This is a genomic window from Desulfuromusa kysingii (genome assembly GCF_900107645.1).
In the GTDB taxonomy this organism is placed as follows: domain Bacteria; phylum Desulfobacterota; class Desulfuromonadia; order Desulfuromonadales; family Geopsychrobacteraceae; genus Desulfuromusa; species Desulfuromusa kysingii.
Genome location: NZ_FNQN01000003.1, coordinates 377,409 through 396,730, shown reverse-complemented (window position 1 = coordinate 396,730; position 19,322 = coordinate 377,409). Strand labels below are relative to the sequence as shown.

The following is a 19,322-nucleotide window of genomic DNA, read 5'->3' as shown; positions in this document are numbered from 1 at the left end:
CTACTTAACTGCAAAGCCGATTCCGATCGGGGAATGATATTCTTCTCTGCGCTTAGATAGAATTCGCTCAAGGCTCGGATACCGGCGCAAGTGCAACTCTCGTTTAACTTGATCTAAGATTGCCCGAACACTCGGTAAAGATCGGCCATCATATTGGTGCACTACTGAATCAGTGATACTTTCTACTGCCCGGGTGTCTGTAAAGATTTCAAACTGCTGACGCTTACAGACCAAGTTTGTCACCAGTTCAATGGCTTCATTGACGGTATATGGTGGCGTTTCGATAGGTGCCAGACGCGACCAAAGCGGAGCGGTGCCTCCCTTCCGGATAAGCTCAATATTATTGGCTGTACCAAAAAACATAACCTTTGATCGCATATCAATTTTTGCAAAAAAATCCCTCCAGAAAGCATCCTGAAGCTGCTGGCGAGGATCTAAAAGCGACACTAAATAATCGTGAATACCGCATTTATCCAACTCGTCAAGAGCGACTAAACCTAGCTTCATGGTCGGAAGAAAAATATTATTGTAAATAATACCGTGGCGACCGTTACCCCATTTTGACGTGGTCCCCTCCAGCGACATAGAGACATCGTTGGAGTCACTACGGAGGCTTCCGGTCATGGGCTGGTGGATATAGTGTGTTTTTAGCCCCGCTTCTGTAAAAGCATCTGAAAGTTGTTCAACGAGAAATGTCTTGCCGGTTCCAGGATCGCCATAGAGCAGCGGATAAACAGCGTCTTGATCGCCGGTTAACCGTCTAACAACCGTCAAAAGCAGTTCTGCAATCGGCTTTTCTCGATTTGGGCAAAGATCATTTAAGATCCGCATGACCTTATCAACAAAAGGCACCGATTCTGTTTGAGTCAAAACAGGCTTTCTGGCGAAGTCAAAAAACAATGCAGGATCCGCCCAATAAATCATCTGCCAGTTTGGCTTGTATCTATCGTAAATCGTCTGAATTGCGACCAACAATTCAGACGCAAAATCCGTAATTTCATTAAAGTCACTGGGGCTTTCTGCACAGCTAATTGCAGACTCAATAACATAAGGTAATTCTTCAAAGATTCCTTTTTTGTCAGTGTTTCGAGTACCCAGTTGAGCCTTTTTTACTTTTTTTACGTTTAAAATTTTTTCGCATTGCCGCCGACATTTTGCCTGGGGGGACATATCCGGAATTTCAATTGTTCCGGCTTTATTAAGCCTGAAAATCTCCCATGTTTCTTTTGAGTCGAAAACCATATCGAAATCAGAATCTTCTAAAGCAAACCCAAGATCTTTGAGCTTCCGATACGGGTTTTTAACCGGAGATTTTTTTCCAATAGAGATGACCTTACGCATGACTTCCTCAGTAACAATCTCAGTGTCCTCGGTCGACAACAGGTCATTACCTTCATCCAACGATAAACCCTGCCATGTTTCACTTGATACCAAAATAGTCCTTGTGATATCTGGAACAGCTAAAGAGTTTAAAACTTTCTCAACAACTTTCTGGACGATATAGTAAGGATAAATATCGTTGCCAAGAAACACCTCTTTTTTGACAATTGCGCAGAATTCCACCCAGACAGAACGCTTGATTAAATATTCCTCTCCGTCTTCCTCATGGCGCTGAAATTTTACTGGCAACAGCTTAGAGAGACGTACAGCTTCACTTGCTAACCAGTCAACCAGAGCAACCGCTGACAGTTCTTCAAGGACGACCCCTTTAGGGTATTTGATCGTTGGTAACTTTTTACGGTGCATAAGCCCTAACCTTTCGTGATCGTATAACCGGCATAGTTGATCTGTTCTGGAAGATCTACAAAAGGTACAACGTCAGTACCAGACAGCCAGAAACAGGCAACCATAGTCAGGAGGAATAGCGGTGAATAAATAACTAATCCGAACTTTAGGTTTCCTGCGCAGATCATAAAAAAACAGCCCGTTGTTATGACAATCCAGGCCAGAATCACGAGTCCCGGAAGACATGCACCAACTGCTGCGATTTCTACGTCTTCACTTGAACCATATGTCATATTAAACTCCTCAAGTTAATTGCTACATTTTCAATGCACTGAAATATCGCTTGAGTAACGTTTCCATCAAGGTCTACAAAATGTCTATTTTTTGCTGTTGATCTCCTGGATTACTTCACAAAGTTTTAAGGCAGCAGCATCATCATAATCTACTTCGCACTCTTTCATTCTTTCCTGCAATATCCCCATCTCCATCCGATTTAATTTCTTTGGCGGAATACTTATTCGAAATTTTCCACCTTGCTTTAGAGCCATGAGCCATTCATTCAAAGCATCACTAAAAACCTCAACTGTCTGCTCATTTTTTTTACGCACGAACACCTCCTTGCCATTGTGAATGACGAATTTTGAACGAAGCTATCCCTTTAAAAAAAATCCATTTTCAAAAGAGATTTCGATGGTACGCGGAATGCTTAATAGTAGTGCGGGTGGTACGCGAATTGATTAATAGTGGTGCAGTTATTGCTCTTTCGATAATCAGATTATAGCGAAGAGATAAGTGTTTATACTAGTCATAAAATGTCGATCCAAAAATTTTATTTATTATTGCTTCAGCAGAAGCTTCCATAGGAATAAATTTTCAATTCAATAAACGTCTAGTTCTGGCGATCGGATTGAACGTCTTTACTGTCCTCATTTAATCTTAGACGATGTTAGTGCTCAACAATTCTTCCCTCAAATCCCAACTTCGCTACTTCTGAAGTAAGAGAAACATTCTTACGCTCTAGACGACTGATCTTTACCTGTGATTGTTCTTAGCGTGTACTCAAGTCATTTACTTTTTCACTCTTTGAAGTTTAGGAACTCTACAGCTTTCGATTCTTTAACGATATGATCGCTAAAGAAAGATGAAGATCTCTGGAAGAGATAAAATTGGATGGCAAAATGCGTTGAAAATTGCTAGCCCTCCCAGAGAGGATTAAAATAAGTTTAGGTGTTACATCCCCCAACTGAATTTCGGAAGCTATTTTATACGACTGGGTATGTTACTCCCCCAACTGAAATGGCCCCAAAAAGGTCTTTTCTAATCTTTGAAAGTTAGCACCATTTGGTGTTTTTGGTGGTCTTCGATTGACGAAAATTTGAAGAGAACCGATTGCCAAGCAATATTAGATTTTAGCTCAAAAAACGACTATACATATCAATCTTGATAGACTTAAACTTTAGCAGTCTCTTTGCCCTTCTACTCGCTGCTGAAGTTTTTCTTCAAGCTCAGTAAATCTTTTCTCCAAGAAGGACGTAGAAACTCTAGATGAAAGCTCTGCATTGTCTGCGCTCAGTTGCTCAATTTTGTAGTCAGCTGTTTTTAGCTGAGATGTAAGATTTAAAATTTCCGTGTCTTTAATGGAAACCAGCCTTTCGAGCGAAATGTTTTTCTTTTGTAATGATGAAAGCTTTTCATTCTGACCTAACTCTCTTGTCTTAATTTCAGCTAATTCTTTTTCTAATCGGCTACAGAATAATATTGTTTTTTCCAAATTAAGTTCGCATTGGCCCAAGGATTTTCGTGTAGCATTCAATTCAAACTCAAGCTTTTCAATTGTTTCTTGCTTTTGCTGATTGACTGCTGACGCGGCAGAAACGTCTCTCTCTAAGCCAAGAATTTTTTGTTCAGCTGAATCCTTTTCCTGTTGACGGGACTGATTAAGTGACTCTATTTGATCTCCAAGCTCTGCCACTCCAGTCTCATAACTTTCTACCTCTTGAGTTAACTCGTCAATTCTCTCTTCTGCAGTAGAAAACCCCTCTTCTTTAGCCTGAGTCAAAGAGAAAGACATTGTATCAGCCAACGGTTTAGGGATATCTACTTTGTTGACTGTACCCAACAAATCTTGCTCACCAAGCCATCTCTTCCAATGAGCATGGGCAATATTTCGACTACCTTTAGTGCGAGCATATACTTCTTTAATCCTAGGTTTTTCCATACCCAACTTTAATAGTTCATTGCAAACGTTTGCGACTTTTTCATATGACGGTTCTTTTGCCATGATAATCAACCTTTCTTTGGTATTGAGGGTAATATTTAGTAACGTTACTAATGTTACTTAACATTGACTAATTTTATTTGTTTTCAGAATTATGACCTCGCAATGTGAAGTCTTTATTTTTCATAATAAGATCAAGATCGAGAAGATCGTATAAATTCCCAGATAGTATCTTTCAACGAAAACTACCTAAATGAAAAATTCTTTGTAAACATTATGAAACTATGTCTTATCAAAAAAGTCTTCTTCACGTTTTCGTTTCATAGAAATATTTTAAAAGATCATACTTTCTATCCTATTTCTAAATCCCTTTGTGATGATCATTTAAAGCGTACTGTAAATTGATTGTGATTTGCGTTTGAAAAAACCCCATTTTTGACCTTTTTCTATACAAAACCAATTTAGTTATATTATTTCGTCAGAAAAAGGTGCTTTTAGAGTGTTTTTCACCACCCAATTCTCTTAAAAAATATTTTATCCTTCTCCTATGGATGATTTTAAAGGATATAGAGCAGTGGCAATGGGATCACATATTAAGCCCGACTTCGACAACTGCGATCTGCTAACGGTTGAAGATTTTGCCGAAAAAATGAAAGTGGCAAAAAGCACCGCGCATGATTGGATTGCTAGCGGTGAGCTTGTTGACGGTAAGCACTACGTAAGAATCAGGTCTGTGATACGCATACTTTGGCCAACAGTCATCGAAATCCTTTACGCCGAAGCAAACGAGAAAAGGCTAGCAAAGCCAGAAGCACTCCAACTTCAAAAATCCACACTTCAGGAAGGAATTAATTTGTCTTACGGGAAATAATCTCCTGCGCTATCATTAAGGGTGGACAACCCAGAAACGAAAGGAGGTTTAGAAAGGAAGAATCATGGAACGAGGCAGTGGTATTGCCAATAGCAAGCGATGGAAGATAGCAAGAAAAAATGGCTCCAACATGCTGTATGTAACTGGCAGGTACTTTGGAAAACGTATAGAGAAATCCTCACGTCTGCCCGACACTCTAGAAAATAGAGTTGCACTTGACCAGCTTCTGGACAGAATTATGCGAGACATCGCAAACAGTACTTTCAAGTTTGCAGAAGCTTTTCCTTGTGCAAAGGAAGAAGAAAAAAAATATTTTGCGGAACGCGAGGGATGGGCGTACAGACCTCAACCTCATCAGGTTTTCGTGTCTGACTACGTTCAACACTGGAGAGACAACATTCTTTCAACCTCTCACTCAGAAGGGAAAAAGCGTGATTTCGAACAAGCACTTGATTGTAGAATCATCCCCTTCCTTGGCACAAAAACATTTTTTCAGTTCAACCGGGTTGAAGTTGAAAAGTTCATCAATGGCCTGAAACACCTTAGAGGGAAAAAAAGGGGAAAGCGATTGTCTCGTAAGAGTATTCAAAACATCATGATCCCACTTCGCGCAATTTGGGAAGACGCTTGTGATGAATACCGGTGGGATATGCCTGACCCATTTGGCAAGAAGGATAAGCACTTGCCACACGCTGAAAAGGTTCAGCGAGAAGTCTTTCGCTTTGACGACTGGATCGACTTGCTAAAGCACTTGGATCCTCATTACAAATGCGCAGCAGAAGTCATGATTATGACCGGACTGATCGCCTCAGAACTGGCCGGTCTTCGCAAAGAAGACATTGATGGTGATTACCTGATAATACGAAACTCCATTGTCCGTGCTCACGAAAAAGATGAACTTAAAAATGTTTACAGGAAACGCAAGATTTTCATCACGAAAGCTCTCCAGAAGCGACTGGATGAAGCCGTCTATCAGGCAACAGGGCCATATTTATTTACTACAAAAACTGGGGCAACTTTTCGCGAAGGATCGTTCCGGCAGAATTATTGGAAACCAGCTCTTGAAGTTGCTGGCCAAAGTTACAAGGTCCCTTATTCGATACGGCATTCATTCGCTGCATGGTCGTTGACCATGGGCATGGATCCGAATCGTCTCGTCAGCCTAATGGGCCACGGTTCCAAGAAGATGATCTATGAAGAATACGGGCACTATACCGAAGGTCTCGAAGAGGATCGAGAAAAAATGGTCGCCTATTTCGGACCAGACTTTTTGAACCGAAAAAACAAACGCCACCCTTCCACAACTGCGAAAGAATGGCGAAAGAATGGCGAAAGTCGCCACCTGAGATTAGTCAAGTAGCTGTTTTTACACCACTTTTACTGGTGGAGGTGGCGGGAATCGAACCCGCGTCCGAAAGCTATCCACGTAAGGCTTCTACATGCTTAGTCTGCATTTTAATTTAACTGGATGAGGCTCCCACAGACAGGATACTCACCAAGCGAGTCTGCTTTAGTTTCGCTATGAAGTCACAGTCAATCTTCATAACTAGCCTGCTAAATTAACGTCTCGGCACCCACACAGGCAATGAATGAAAAGACGTAGCAGCATTAAGCTGCTAGTGCGTAACTAACGTCAGTATCTGCGTTTAGTTAAGTTGGGCTTGTTACGGAGCCAGCCCACTCCGGCATGCGACACTTCGTTTCCTTCTCCCGTCGAAACCTTGACACCCCCTTATAAAAGTTATTGTTTTTCAGTTATTTAAACTGTCTTCTTAGAAGCATTATCTCATACTTAATCAGAGAAATCTACTGATACGATCTTTTAATCGCCTTGGCCATTTCTCGATCAGCTTCTTTGCGTTTTAGCGTTTCCCGTTTGTCGTGCAATTTCTTCCCTGGCCCAACACCGATTTCGATCTTAACATAATTTTTCTTAAAATAGATCTTCGTCGGCACCATCGCTAAACCTTTTTGTTCGGTTAAACGGATCAGCTTATCGATTTCAACATGGTGCAGAAGTAACTTACGCATTCGGGTTGGGTCGTGATTTTCCCGATTACCAAAATCATAGGCAGCGATATTCATATTATTGATAAATAATTCACCGTCTTTGATCCGACAAAAAGACTCCTTGAGGTTCACTTTACCACCGCGGATGGACTTCACCTCTGTGCCTGTCAGGACAATTCCAGCTTCAAAAGTCTCATCAATATAATAATCATGATAAGCTTTTTTATTGGTCGCGATAATTTTAATTCCCATAATGATACCAACAACTTAAATGAATAATTGAATCAGAGGTTTATGTTCGGCAACTGCGGTTGACCATGATGATACACTTGGATAATATCATTTGCACAGGCAGGAGATACAAAATAATCGAAAATTTCGTTCCTGGCAACACTTGTTTTTGGCCGGAGGACCTGGAATCCGGCTCTCATTTTTATATTTAGTGCCCCGACTTCCTTTTCCATCCCTAGCGCTTTTGCTCCCCCTCGAGTTGCCATATGGAATAATGTGGGTGCGTCAAGTTCCCCCTCAAACCACTGGTGGGCAAAAGCCATTTCGTCCCAAATAGAGAGACTGTCGCAACTGGCCAAGCTGTCGGTTCCCAAAGCTAAATTGACCCCGGCGCGATGTAAAGCTCCCGCAGGAGCTTTGCCCACATTGAGCTTTGCGTTTGAACGGGAACAAAGGGCCAAAGACATCTGATTTTTTGCCAATAGGGCAATGTCATCAGTGCTAAGTTGCACGCCATGGACAAGCAGGTTCTCCGGAAACAGTCCACCCTGTTGCTCAATATACTGAAGGGGCCGTAATCCGGTGGGTTGTGGCAGATATTGCTCCCAGCCAATATAGGGGTAGAGTCGGTGAGCCAACGACCCCGTACCTTGCTCAACAAAATCGACCTCATCAGGCGATTCAGCCACATGAGTTGTACAGCGAATTTTTCGTGACTGACAGTTGTGGTAGAGGCTCTGCAGATAATCTCGACTGATCGTGTAAGGGGAATGGGGTGAGATACCTAATGCCAGCGAGTCAATAGTTTCATCGTCTAACGCTTCATCCAACCCGTTCTTCAGCCGGAGGATGATCGCAGGATCCTGACCAAGAGTTTCAAGAAACAATACTCCCGATAAGGGACACCCCTTGAAGTTATATCTCTGCGCATGTTGTGAGAGGATGTCACCAACAGTTCCTGTCCCCGCAGCAATAGATTGAGCAATACCGTTGCGCAATGAATAACGATAGTGGCTCTCTTTAAGTTTTTGTTTAACCCCGATCAGCCGCAGAATCCAGGCAACAAAATCTTTGGGAGGTGGCTCCTCCCCTGCCCCAGCATTCCACAGAGGAAAATCAGTCAATTCGAGATGGGTGTGGGCATTGATCAGAAGCGGGACGATAAGAGCATCACCATAATCAACGACCTCTAAACCGGGATGATTTTTTATGACCTCAGAAAGAGGACCGGTAGTGACGATTCTCCCCCTATGGACAAGTAACGCGCCGCCCTCGAGAAGTGGAGCATCTCCAGAGAGCAGAAATTTTGCGGTGTAAATACATCCCAAGTTGGTATCCATAGGTTTTAGCCGCAAATTTGTTCTATTTCGGTCATCAGATTCTGGACTTCGGTCTCTTTGACGATTGCACACTGTTCTTGCAAAACGACCGACAGGATCTCATCAGTCGTCAGAGGGTTTGCCAATACGGAGCGAAATACGGAAATCTGTCCATCAGGATAGAGGGCAGAAAGGAGTCTTGTTCGGGAAACGAATGTCTTCCCTGCTTCACGCTGCCGCTTTTGAACTTCCTGAACGACTAAGTCCAACAAGCAATTCACCTTCTGCTGTTGATCCTTATCAAGCTGCCCCATTTTATCTTGTAACCATGCAGGGTTATAGCGATAGGTGAGAATATTTAATTCTGGAGCAGTGATGAGTTCAAAGTTGGGATGTTGGTTTATTAAATCGGCAAAATGGCGCGCCCTCTCGATCCCCAGATCAATCAGGAGTTCATAACCTTTGCGTCCAATGATTGACAATCCGGCATGGACCAACATCGCCATCCCTGGGCGTGACCCTTCGAGAGTATGACTGCCAAGATCTTTGGAACCATGGCGCAAAATGTAATTCGCGTGATGTTCAATCGCCGACAGAGCGAGTGGATCTTTAAACAGCACCATCCCGGCCCCCATCGGGACATACAGTTGTTTATGGGCATCAATCGTCACAGAATCGGCTCTTTCAATTCCAGCCAACAAATGCCGATGACGATCAGAAAACAGAGTTGGTCCACCCCAAGCCGCATCGACGTGAAAATGGCAACCAATCTCTGCTGCAAAATCAGCTAGTTCATTGAGGGGGTCGACATGTCCAGTTTCGGTGGTTCCGGCAATCCCCACCACAGCGAGGGGGCGGATATTCTGCTGTTGCAGTTTAAGGTACTCAGCCCGCAGGGCCTGCATGTCGATCCGGCTATCATAATCAATATCGACCAGCACCAAGTTGTCTCGACCGATCCCCAGCAGATCAACTGCTTTACCGAAAGAGTAATGGGCACGCCGTGACACCAGAATGGCAAGGCCATCACAACCAAGGTGTTGCAGCGACTTGAATAGACCGGCTTTGGCAATCCCGGAAAATTCACCGTCTGGAGCACACAGATGGTTTCTGGCAACCCAAAGTGCAGTGGTATTGGCGATAGTGCCACCAGAACAAAAGGCACCTAAAGCCGATTGACTGTCGTGGATCCACTGGTTATAAAAACCTTCAGTTTGACCATATATCAGGTGATGCATCATAGCCAGCACCTGTCGCTCCATCGGCGTAAACGCTTTTGAGGTTTCGACCTTGACCAGATTCTGATTCAAAGCGGTCATGATCCGCGATAACGGCAACATAAAGTAAGGGAGCGCTGAAGTCATGTGACCAACGAAACCTGGCGCCGCTGTGTGTACCGATTGGGCAACCAACTTTTGCTTAACAAACTCAGCATAGTCAGAAACAAAGGAGGGCTCTTCAGGGATCTTGGAGGCCGTGAAATCATTTTCGATGTCATCCAAACTACGCTCTAAAGCAACAATATGTTTTTGGAGAAAATCGGCAACATTTTCACTGATCGCCTGATCAACTGCCCCTAAAGTGGAATCTGGGGCTTCTGGTACCGTAAAGATACGATACAGATTTTCTAAGTTTGCGAGAGCAGTATCAGTCATGATCTGATACCAGATAAGCATTATCAATCAAGCGGGTCGTACCGATATAGACAGCGAGGAAAAGGACCGAGTCGGCATCCACAATCTCTTGATCTTTCAGGGTCAACTGATGACAAACTTTGATGTAGTCGATACGGGCATCGGGTTGACGCTCTATCTCTGCTTTTAATTGTGCAATAATAACCGCTGAATCGGTTTCTCCCTGCGCGACAAGCTCTTGTGCTTGCGCCAAAGATCGTGACAGGACTAGTGCTTGCTTGCGTTGTTGTGGTTGCAGATACAAATTGCGAGAACTCATCGCCAAACCATCTTCTTCACGAAAGATGGGGACCCCGACGATTTCTACCGGGATATGCAGATCCTTAACCATCCTCTTGATCACCGTCAATTGTTGAAAGTCCTTATTACCAAAGATGGCAACCTGTGGCTGGACAAGGTTAAAAAATTTGCTGACAACCGTACAGACACCTTGAAAGTGCCCCGGTCGACTTGCTCCACAGAGAGTTTCGGTGATCCCCTCAACATTCACATAAGTTGCATAGCCCGCTGGGTACATCTCCTTTGCCGTCGGAGCAAAGATAATATCGACACCTGCCGCTTGAGCGACAGCGCTATCCTGTTGCAGGTCACGCGGATAATCTTCAAAATCTTCACCCTCGCCAAACTGGGTCGGGTTGACAAAAATAGAGAGGATCAACAGATCACCCCGTTTACGCCCCTCTTTCAGAAGCGATAGGTGCCCCTGGTGGAGAAATCCCATGGTCGGCACATAAGCAATCTTTTGCCCTGCTTCTTGCGCCGCAACAACCCTCTTATCCAATTCATCAATGGTGTTGATAATATCCATAATAATCTCTACTTAAATGAATGTGCTGTGGTTGGAAACTCACCCTCTTTAACTTCTTTGATGTATTCTTCAATCCCCGCTGTAATAGTCGTCGAAATATCAGCGTAGCGTTTCACAAACTTAGGTGAATATTTATCGCAGAGACCAAGAATATCATGGATCACCAGCACTTGACCGTCACAGTCAGCACCAGCTCCGATGCCAATCGTGGGGATACTGACAGCATCGGTAACCATTTTTGCAAGTTCCCGGGGGATCGCTTCAAGCACGAGAGCAAAAGCCCCAGCAGCTTCAACAGCTTTGGCATCGGCAAGAATCTGTCGCGCTTGTTCATCTTCACGACCTTGAACTTTGAATCCCCCCATACGATGAATGGATTGCGGCGTCAAACCAATATGACCACAAACAGGGATATCAATATCGACTATGGCGCGGATTGTTGTCGCCATATGTTCACCACCTTCAAGCTTGACCGCTTGCGCCCCACCCTCTTTAATCAGACGCCCGGCATTTAAGCGTGCATCACGGATATCAACCTGGTAGGACATAAATGGCATGTCAGCAATAATCAGCGCCTGATGAGCTCCCCGAACAACCGCCCTGGTATGGTACAGCATCTCCTCAAGGGTAACCGGCAAGGTATTATCATAACCGGAAAATACCGAACCGACCGAATCACCAACAAGAATGGCATCAATGCCGACGCGATCCATAAGTTGCGCAAAAGGATAATCGTAGGCGGTTAAAACTGTAATTTTCTCTTGTTTCTGTTTCATCAATCCGATGTCGAGTATTGTATTGCGCTTCGTCACAGTATTTATCTCCATTAGAAATAAAAAAAGCCCTTCGCACGAACGAAAGGCAGACACAAAGCAAACATGCTTGTTTTTATTTACCTTCCGTCCCAGTCCATCGATCTAGGCGGTATTTACGTGTTTCCCGAAGACAACATCATCGACTCCAGTACGCGTCCCGGGTCTATTGCCTTCCAATTGGATATAACACAGCTACTTTCAAGTGTCCATGCAGAAAACCATATAGATATGTTCACAAGTTTTCTGTCAGCTCATAAAAGAAGGGCGAATGCTCTCCGCCCTTCTTTTATGTTTTCATCTTTAGGCCGTCAGGAGACTCTCCAATGAACGCAACAACACCGTAAACGGATGGAAATTGCGCGGCACTTCATTAATCAAAGATTGCCTCAACCCTTCAAATATCCGCATCTTCTGCCGCCGCTTCGAGAAGAAATTCTCTGGTTGTCCGGCAGCATCCAACGCAACTTGTTGAATGATTCTGACATTGACAGCATGCAGCGAACTAACGAGAGATTCTCGCGCACGACGATCCCAACTATCTACCACTGGAACTTTGTCCAATAACTGGTAGATCACTGAACTATTCACCTTGGCATCAACGAGAACTTTGATCTTGGCAAGTTGCTCGAGGTTTTGCCCTGACGTCTCTAACATACAAATAAGCGGTAAAAAGTCTGTCAAGCTATCAAGGACAGCAAACTTATAAGCAACCTCTTTAGCTAATCCACACTCCTGCAATTCTTTCTGGAATTGTTTGCATTGCTGCCAGGACTCAGCAGGGAGAACCTTGGACAACAACATTGCGTATTCTTGTAATTGTCCTGCAATACGTTCCAGATCTTGCTCTGATGATGGAATGGTCATGCCATTACTGAGCGCATAAGAGCAGAAGAAACTGAGCAAATCTTCGAGTTTCAGCAGCAGTTGATACTGCTTTTCTGCTGACATTTTATTGTCCAGAGCAAAAACAGCCTGTCGCAGCTCATGACCTGTCAACAGGTTGTCGAAGATCAGATAGGCATTAGCAACCTCGACCTGAGGACAACCGGTCATCCGACTTGTCGTTTGCAGGAAAGCGCTCCCAGCCTGATCAATCACCCGGTTGGTTAAAATGGTCGCGGATATCTCCTTCGCTAACGGGTGACGTTTCAATGAGTCTGAATAACGATCGATCACCTGTTGTGGGAAATAATCAAATAACAATTTTGAAACAACACTATTTTCCGGCATTTCAGAATCAAGCAGAGCTTTAAACAAATACATCTTGCTGTAAGCTAACAATACCGAAAACTCGGGCCGCAACAGGCGGTTGGGTTGTCGGTTCGAAACCTCTTTGCGACTGGGCAAGAATTCACCACGGCGGTCAAGCAATCCAGAGCTGACCAAACGGTCAATCAATTCCAGATAGGGTTCAACATCGTCACGACAACGCATCTCATCCAGAGAGAGGGAAAGGGTCTGGGTATAATTGTTAGCCAGAACATCCTGGCACACAGTCTCTTCCATCTCACCCAGTAGCTCGTATCCATCTTCCAAGTTTTTAAGGTGCCCTTCGAATCGCAACTGACGCAAGAGGATCTTCAGATTGACTTCGTGGTCAGAAGTATCAACACCGGCAGAATTGTCAATGGCATCAGTGTTAACACGCCCACCATTTAAGGCATATTCAATCCGTCCGAGTTGGGTTAACCCCAGATTACCACCTTCACCAACGACCTTGGCACGAATCTCAATACCATCAATCCGCACCGGATCGTTCGCACGATCACCAACATCTTCATTACTTTGCAGTGAAGATTTAACATAGGTGCCAATGCCACCATTCCAGAGCAAGTCAACTTTTGCCCTCAACAGCAGCTTGATTAATCCAGGAACGTCGATACTCCCCTGGCGAACACCAAGCCACTCGGCAACCTCGGGAGATAAAGGAATTTCTTTTAACTGACGAGAATACACCCCACCGCCAGCAGAGATAAGCTCCTTGTTATAATCATCCCAACAGGAACGGGGCAGATCATATAAACGTTGCCGCTCTTGATACGAGATCTCTGTATCGGGATTAGGATCGAGGAAAATATGGCGATGATCAAAGGCAGCCAGCAACTTGGTTTGTCGTGAACACAACATCCCATTACCAAAAACGTCACCACTCATATCACCAATCCCCACAACGGTGAATGGCTGTGTCTGAATATCATGCCCCATTTCCCGGAAAGAGCGTTTGACACTTTCCCAAGCACCCCGTGCAGTGATCCCCAACTGTTTATGGTCATAGCCATGAGAACCGCCACTCGCAAAGGCATCGCCCAACCAGAAATCATAGGATTCACTGACGGCGTTGGCTGTATCGGGAAGATGAGCCGTCCCTTTATCAGCAGCAACAACCAGATAGGGGTCAAGATCATCATAAGTTATGAGCCCTTCGGGCTGGATGATATCTTTCTCTGTCCGGTTGTCAGTCAGATCCAACAATCCACGCATCAGCGTCTGATAAGCCTCCTTGACAATCTGTCCCATCTCATCCCGGTCAGCACTGTATCGCTTGGTGAAGAAACCCCCTTTGGAGCCTTCTGGAACAATAACAGCATTTTTAGTCATCTGTGCCTTGACCAGACCAAGGACTTCGGTTCTGAAGTCATCAGGGCGATCGGACCAGCGGATTCCGCCACGAGCAACCTTACCACCACGCAGATGGAGCCCTTCCATCGTTGCAGAATGGACATACACTTCATAAAGTGGTCGCGGTGATGGCATGTCAATAACGCCCAACGCATTAACTTTAAAGGAGAAAAAGTAATCGTCCTGTTGATAACGGAGGAAGAAGTTGGTTCGTATGGTTGAATCAATCAGGTTAAACAGTGTCCGCAGGATTTTATCTTCATTGGGATCACTGACAACCTCAAGAGCTGTCACCAATTGCTGCCGGATGGGGGAGAGAACTTCAAGTTCGCGAGTCATCGGATCGGCAAGCTTTGGAGAGGGTTTGAAACGCCCTTCGAAATACCGGTACAACAGCAGTGCCACTTTGGCATTATTCACCAACGCATCGGCAACCCGCTTCTTGGTAAAGGGGCTCCCCAATTGGAAATAATAGTTTCGATAGCCGCGGAAAACATCGATCTCTCGCCATGAGAGCCCTGTCAACGGTTGCAGACGATGGAGATAATCATTCTCTACCTCCTGGTTGCGCATCGCCCGCAGCGTTTCTAACAATAAGGATTTAATCTGTTTAAACGGCAAGCTGTTTTCAGCGTTAGGCTTGATGGCAAAACTCTTAATATAGATTTTTGATGTATCTACCAGAAGATCTGAATCGACCTCATGTAAAACCCGCAGATCCAGATTTTGCAAGAACGGCATCAAATCATTCAAGTAACTGCGACTGAAGCTATAATATTGCAGCCGATAGTAATCGTCATCTTCGTGAAAAGGTCCCCAAAGATCAAAAGCATCACGTTTGTCATGCAACAATTTTTCAATGTTATAGACATCGCGAACGGCAAACCGAGGATGAGTCCGAGCACGATAATCTTTATTGAATGCCTTGCTGTAGCGTTCCCAGGTAGAGAAAGAATCTTCGGCAAAATTTTTCTCAAGTAAAGCTCTGAACTTCAACTTCCACGGCATCGTTACCTTGGTTAAGCCTTGCTCCAGTTGAACCAAATCAATCTTGATATCTTTGTCCTGCAGCTGCAGATTGACATGGAGGCTCAAATAGTCAGAAGCGAGATGAATCAAGCGGGATTCCACCGAGAGTGCACGGAAGTAGCGTCTTAAGTAGAGCTCCATCCGTTCAATATGTTCCGGCAGATAGTAGTCATTGGGCATGATCAACATCAGGGTTAAAGCGACCTCTGACGCGCTGGGAGCGACAACTACTTTGACACCGGCTTGACGGTGCATCTGGGTGAATGAACGGAGCATGCGCCGCAGCTCTACATCCCCCATCAAAAACAGTTCAATTTTCGGAAAACTGTTGATAATTTGTATCGTTTTCAAATAATTATGACAGGCTGGAGGGATATTCAGTTGTTGTTGTGCCAGCTCAATTCGTTGCTTCAGCGCTGGAATAGCAAAGGTGTTTTCATCAATACTCTTCTGGGTATAAAAGCCCCAAAAGCAGTGTTCACGATACTGGTCATCGCCTAACTCTTCACGGAAGCCAAGGTAGGTCAAGCGCTCAAATCGGTGCAACGGGCAACGTAATTCGGTCGTCTCCAGGTCAACATTCTTGCCATGACCCAAGAGAGGAAAAACATTCTCCGGAGTTAAAGTAACTGACTGATGATCCTTATAAAAAGCCCGATCGTAGAATTGCTCTAAACCTAAAGCTTCAGATTTCTCCTCGTAAAAATGGCTGGCATCAGCACCTTTGGCATAGGTGTAGCTGCGACTGGCAACTGGGATGAAATTTTCTTGTTGTAACCATTGATAAAGATCTTGATATTGACTCAACCCAGCAATTTTCCCCAGATCAGTAAGCTTCTGCAACATCGCCGGTCGATGTTGATGAATGTTGACGGCTGAGGAGATAATAGTCCGAATGGCTTGCTCCAAATCAGCAACTTTATGGACAGGAAGACGCTCCAATTCCATCCAGATAAATGATTCCTGCGGTAGGTTATTTTCCCCTTCAGAAACCCTTTTCAGGAGACCGTCTTCACGCACGACAGAGAGAATGGGGTGACAAAACACCCGGAAGTGTAAGGAACGACGATGGAGGTATTCCTGAAGCGAGAAAAATATGTGATTAGCATCTGGTGAGTTCGTAAAAAGATAATAATGACCAGGCGTCTCCTGAGCCTGTAACTTAACGACAATTTCATCCGTACGATGCGAAGATAGAAACTTGCTCGCTTGCAGAAGGTTCGCCACCAGATCAGACAAAGAGAGAGAAGATAAATAATTTTCCGGAATCTCTTGCCGCAAAATATTAGCCAACGCTAAATCTACAGAAAGGCCAGCTTCTTGCCCCTGGCGGATCAACTCTTTTTCAATCGTTTCGGATCGAAGAAGAATCTCTCTCTCCTCTGACGTTCGACCACCTCGGGTCACAGTCACTTTCATGTTTTACTCCCCAAAATTAACAACAAAGAATAAACTTTCAGACTCAACCACAGACAGAATTATCAGTGGCGATTTTAAAAAAGAATAAACCACGTATCCGCGGTTATCAACCCCGTTTTATAAATTTTTAATTTATTTTTCAAAGAAAAAACGAGTCAGATCTGAAAAGTTTTGCAGCGACAATGTTTCGCCCCTGCAACCGGGAGAGATAGCGGCTTGTTGGAGGGCAGAATCGATATCAGCAGCACTAAAGCCACTGGCCAGAAGACTGTTCCGCAAGGTTTTCCGCCGTTGCGTAAAAGCACCCTTGACAACTTTTTTAAACATCACCTCATCAACGACTGCCACTCGCGGAGTTGGTAGAGGCTTGAAGCTAATAACAATGGAGTCCACTTTCGGAGGTGGAGTAAAGGCACCGGGTTTAACCAGAGTCACGGTTTTCATAGCAAACCAGAGCTGAGTAAGGACAGACAAGATGCCATAATCTTTGCCGCCAGGGGGGGCCACGAGACGTTGTCCAACTTCACGTTGAAACATCAGCACCATACCTTGAAACAGGTCACGGTGCTCAATAAGGCGAAAAACAATCTGACTGGAGATATTATAGGGAAGGTTCGCAACCAGCGTATAGGGAGGTTGTTTGAGATATTCCCGCCAAGGGAGTTTGAGAACATCTCCCGCATGCACCGTTAATTTGGGATCATTCCGAGCTTCCAACAGAGCAATCAAATCACGGTCAATTTCCATGACCCGAACATGAGCAGAGCGTGGCAACAGTTGATCGGTTAAAACTCCAAGGCCAGGGCCAATTTCAACAACTTGCGTCTGCGTGGTCAATTGAGCTGCGGTTATAATTTTATCAATAACAGATCGATCATGAAGAAAGTGCTGACCAAAACGTTTTTTCGTTTGATAGTTCATAGTTTCCTTGAAAGAAGGTGTGCAACAAGCTGGGTTAACTTAAAAAATAACCGTTCGTGGGTCATGGATAATAAGCGATAGAGAGCAACTCAATCGCTTTAAAGTGACTTGTTGCGTCGACGCGGCCAACGGGGAATTTTCCACAGGCGTAGGCTGGGAATCAGCCGCACCGTCACCGAATAGCCAATAATAGCGACAGGGACCCCCAAGACTAAACTTCCAAGCAACAGAGGGGTGCCAACACTCATCCCCATAGACCAACTTAATTCACCTGCAAAGTGATTCATCCCCAGTGGTGGCATGCCAAGTAACATCCGGCCAATTTCATACTCTAACCCGTAGATTATCGGAGCCGTAAAAGGGTTAGTAATCCAGACACCGATGAATGCGGCAATTTTATTCTGACGAAGTAGAAACGCAAACAAAATGGCTAAGAATATTTGCACCCCGAAGGTGGGCGTAAACCCGATAAATAATCCCAACGCCATTCCACGTGCAATCGCATCAGGCTCTGAACGGAGTCGAGCAAGTTGAATCACATTCAATTTAAATTGCCTGAAAAAGCCCCAGCGACGCCACATAAACAACCCTTGCGATGCTCTCACATCAAATGCTTTTAACTTGTTCCAACGGCCAGTTGGATACTGCATTCAAATCAAGCCCTGAGAAAGAACCATGTGCGAGATAATAGTCTCCAGCAACAGCGAGCATCGCGGCATTATCGGCACAGAAAATAGGTGAAGGGAAGTAGACCCTAATATCACTGGATTTTTCCAGAGTTAGAAATTTTTTCCGCAACCCTGAGTTGCAGGCAACCCCTCCAGCGACGACGATACGATTTAAATTTTCAGCTTTAGCCGCACGCATTGCTTTCTGGGTCAGAACGTCAACAACGGCAGTTTGAAAAGCACAGGCAATTTGACGGGTTGTCACTTCATCCGGTGCCACTTCAAGCGTATGCAAATAGTTCAAAACAGCTGTTTTCATCCCTGAAAAGCTGAAGTTAAAATTATCTTTTTTCAACATTGGCCGAGGAAAAACAATTCCACCATCGTCATCTGTCGCTGCAAGTTTATCAATAACAGGGCCACCTGGATATCCAAGGCCCAGCATTTTGGCTACTTTATCAAAAGCTTCACCTGCCGCATCATCAACGGTTCGGCCTAGCAGCTGATAGCGACCAATACCATCGACCCGATATAAATGAGTGTGTCCCCCTGAGACCGCTAAAGCCAAAAAAGGATATTCAACCTTTTGTTCCAGTTGGACAGCCTGAATATGCCCTTCAATATGATGGACACCAAGCACCGGAATATTGAGGGCATAGGCATAAGCTTTGGCAAAAGAGACGCCAACCAAAAGGGCCCCCACGAGTCCCGGTCCGCGTGTCACCACGACTCCCTGCAGGTCTTGCGGTTGTATTTGTGCTTTATTCAAGGCATCTTCAACGAGTGGGTTAATCACTTCAAGGTGACGTCGTGACGCCAACTCGGGGACAACGCCACCGTAGACAGCGTGGAGATCGACCTGTGAGGAGATAATATTAGAGAGGACGTGACGACCATCCTTAACAACTGCAGCAGCGGTCTCATCACACGAACTTTCAAGGGCAAGTAACAACATAATCAACCATCATCAAAAGA

15 protein-coding genes and 1 other RNA gene are annotated in these 19,322 nt (G+C 44.7%); 2 read left to right on the top strand and 14 right to left on the bottom strand.

Features of this window, described 5'->3' with window-relative positions:
* The 4 genes from BLU87_RS07135 to BLU87_RS07120 form a co-directional block, all read right to left on the bottom strand.
* A complete protein-coding gene (locus BLU87_RS07135) occupies nucleotides 1–1,746 on the bottom strand; it encodes an AAA family ATPase (RefSeq protein ID WP_092346157.1) in 1,746 nt (581 codons plus the stop codon).
* A 5-nt stretch (nucleotides 1,747–1,751) separates the two neighbouring features.
* Nucleotides 1,752–2,018: a hypothetical protein gene (locus BLU87_RS07130; RefSeq protein ID WP_092346155.1), complete on the bottom strand. Its 267-nt coding sequence runs from the start codon at nucleotides 2,016–2,018 to the stop codon at nucleotides 1,752–1,754.
* 84 nt (nucleotides 2,019–2,102) lie between these two features.
* On the bottom strand, nucleotides 2,103–2,333 hold the full coding sequence (locus BLU87_RS07125; RefSeq protein ID WP_092346153.1) for a hypothetical protein: 231 nt from the start codon (nucleotides 2,331–2,333) through the stop codon (nucleotides 2,103–2,105).
* Nucleotides 2,334–3,181: 848 nt separating this feature from the next.
* The gene (locus BLU87_RS07120) at nucleotides 3,182–4,006 is read right to left on the bottom strand and encodes a DNA-binding protein (protein ID WP_092346151.1); all 825 of its coding nucleotides are present in this window, start codon (nucleotides 4,004–4,006) and stop codon (nucleotides 3,182–3,184) included.
* 511 nt (nucleotides 4,007–4,517) lie between these two features.
* On the opposite strand from BLU87_RS07120, the gene BLU87_RS07115 reads away from it, so the two are divergent.
* Both BLU87_RS07115 and BLU87_RS07110 read left to right on the top strand, forming a co-directional pair.
* The gene (locus BLU87_RS07115; RefSeq protein ID WP_092346149.1) at nucleotides 4,518–4,814 is read left to right on the top strand and encodes a helix-turn-helix domain-containing protein; all 297 of its coding nucleotides are present in this window, start codon (nucleotides 4,518–4,520) and stop codon (nucleotides 4,812–4,814) included.
* A gap of 64 nt (nucleotides 4,815–4,878) precedes the next feature.
* Nucleotides 4,879–6,174, top strand: a complete 1,296-nt coding sequence (locus tag BLU87_RS07110) for a tyrosine-type recombinase/integrase (RefSeq protein WP_092346147.1) — start codon at nucleotides 4,879–4,881, stop codon at nucleotides 6,172–6,174.
* A gap of 21 nt (nucleotides 6,175–6,195) precedes the next feature.
* Here BLU87_RS07110 and ssrA read toward each other — a convergent pair.
* The 10 genes from ssrA to tsaD all read right to left on the bottom strand — a co-directional run bounded on the left by ssrA (nucleotide 6,196) and on the right by tsaD (nucleotide 19,302).
* Nucleotides 6,196–6,546: a transfer-messenger RNA gene (ssrA, locus tag BLU87_RS07105) on the bottom strand.
* A 74-nt stretch (nucleotides 6,547–6,620) separates the two neighbouring features.
* Nucleotides 6,621–7,076: an SsrA-binding protein SmpB gene (gene smpB, locus BLU87_RS07100; RefSeq protein ID WP_092346145.1), complete on the bottom strand. Its 456-nt coding sequence runs from the start codon at nucleotides 7,074–7,076 to the stop codon at nucleotides 6,621–6,623.
* Between the two features lie 32 nt (nucleotides 7,077–7,108).
* Nucleotides 7,109–8,383 carry an amidohydrolase family protein gene (locus tag BLU87_RS07095; protein WP_175498290.1) on the bottom strand — a complete coding sequence of 425 codons (1,275 nt, stop codon included), beginning with the start codon at nucleotides 8,381–8,383 and terminating at the stop codon, nucleotides 7,109–7,111.
* A gap of 17 nt (nucleotides 8,384–8,400) precedes the next feature.
* Nucleotides 8,401–10,029: a pyridoxal-dependent aspartate 1-decarboxylase PanP gene (panP, locus tag BLU87_RS07090; RefSeq protein ID WP_092346141.1), complete on the bottom strand. Its 1,629-nt coding sequence runs from the start codon at nucleotides 10,027–10,029 to the stop codon at nucleotides 8,401–8,403.
* Entirely contained in the window at nucleotides 10,022–10,876 is an 855-nt protein-coding gene (panC, locus tag BLU87_RS07085; protein ID WP_092346139.1) for a pantoate--beta-alanine ligase, read from the bottom strand. The genes panP and panC overlap by 8 nt, the downstream gene beginning before the upstream one ends.
* 8 nt (nucleotides 10,877–10,884) lie before the next feature.
* Nucleotides 10,885–11,703: a 3-methyl-2-oxobutanoate hydroxymethyltransferase gene (panB, locus tag BLU87_RS07080; protein ID WP_281242515.1), complete on the bottom strand. Its 819-nt coding sequence runs from the start codon at nucleotides 11,701–11,703 to the stop codon at nucleotides 10,885–10,887.
* Between the two features lie 288 nt (nucleotides 11,704–11,991).
* Entirely contained in the window at nucleotides 11,992–16,758 is a 4,767-nt protein-coding gene (locus BLU87_RS07075; protein WP_092346135.1) for an NAD-glutamate dehydrogenase domain-containing protein, read from the bottom strand.
* 132 nt (nucleotides 16,759–16,890) lie between these two features.
* Nucleotides 16,891–17,679 carry a 16S rRNA (adenine(1518)-N(6)/adenine(1519)-N(6))-dimethyltransferase RsmA gene (gene rsmA, locus BLU87_RS07070; protein ID WP_092346133.1) on the bottom strand — a complete coding sequence of 263 codons (789 nt, stop codon included), beginning with the start codon at nucleotides 17,677–17,679 and terminating at the stop codon, nucleotides 16,891–16,893.
* Nucleotides 17,680–17,777: 98 nt separating this feature from the next.
* Nucleotides 17,778–18,329 carry a DUF2062 domain-containing protein gene (locus tag BLU87_RS07065; RefSeq protein ID WP_245706404.1) on the bottom strand — a complete coding sequence of 184 codons (552 nt, stop codon included), beginning with the start codon at nucleotides 18,327–18,329 and terminating at the stop codon, nucleotides 17,778–17,780.
* A complete protein-coding gene (tsaD, locus tag BLU87_RS07060) occupies nucleotides 18,286–19,302 on the bottom strand; it encodes a tRNA (adenosine(37)-N6)-threonylcarbamoyltransferase complex transferase subunit TsaD (protein ID WP_092346129.1) in 1,017 nt (338 codons plus the stop codon). Before tsaD ends, BLU87_RS07065 begins: the two co-directional genes overlap by 44 nt.
* Nucleotides 19,303–19,322 lie beyond the last annotated feature (20 nt).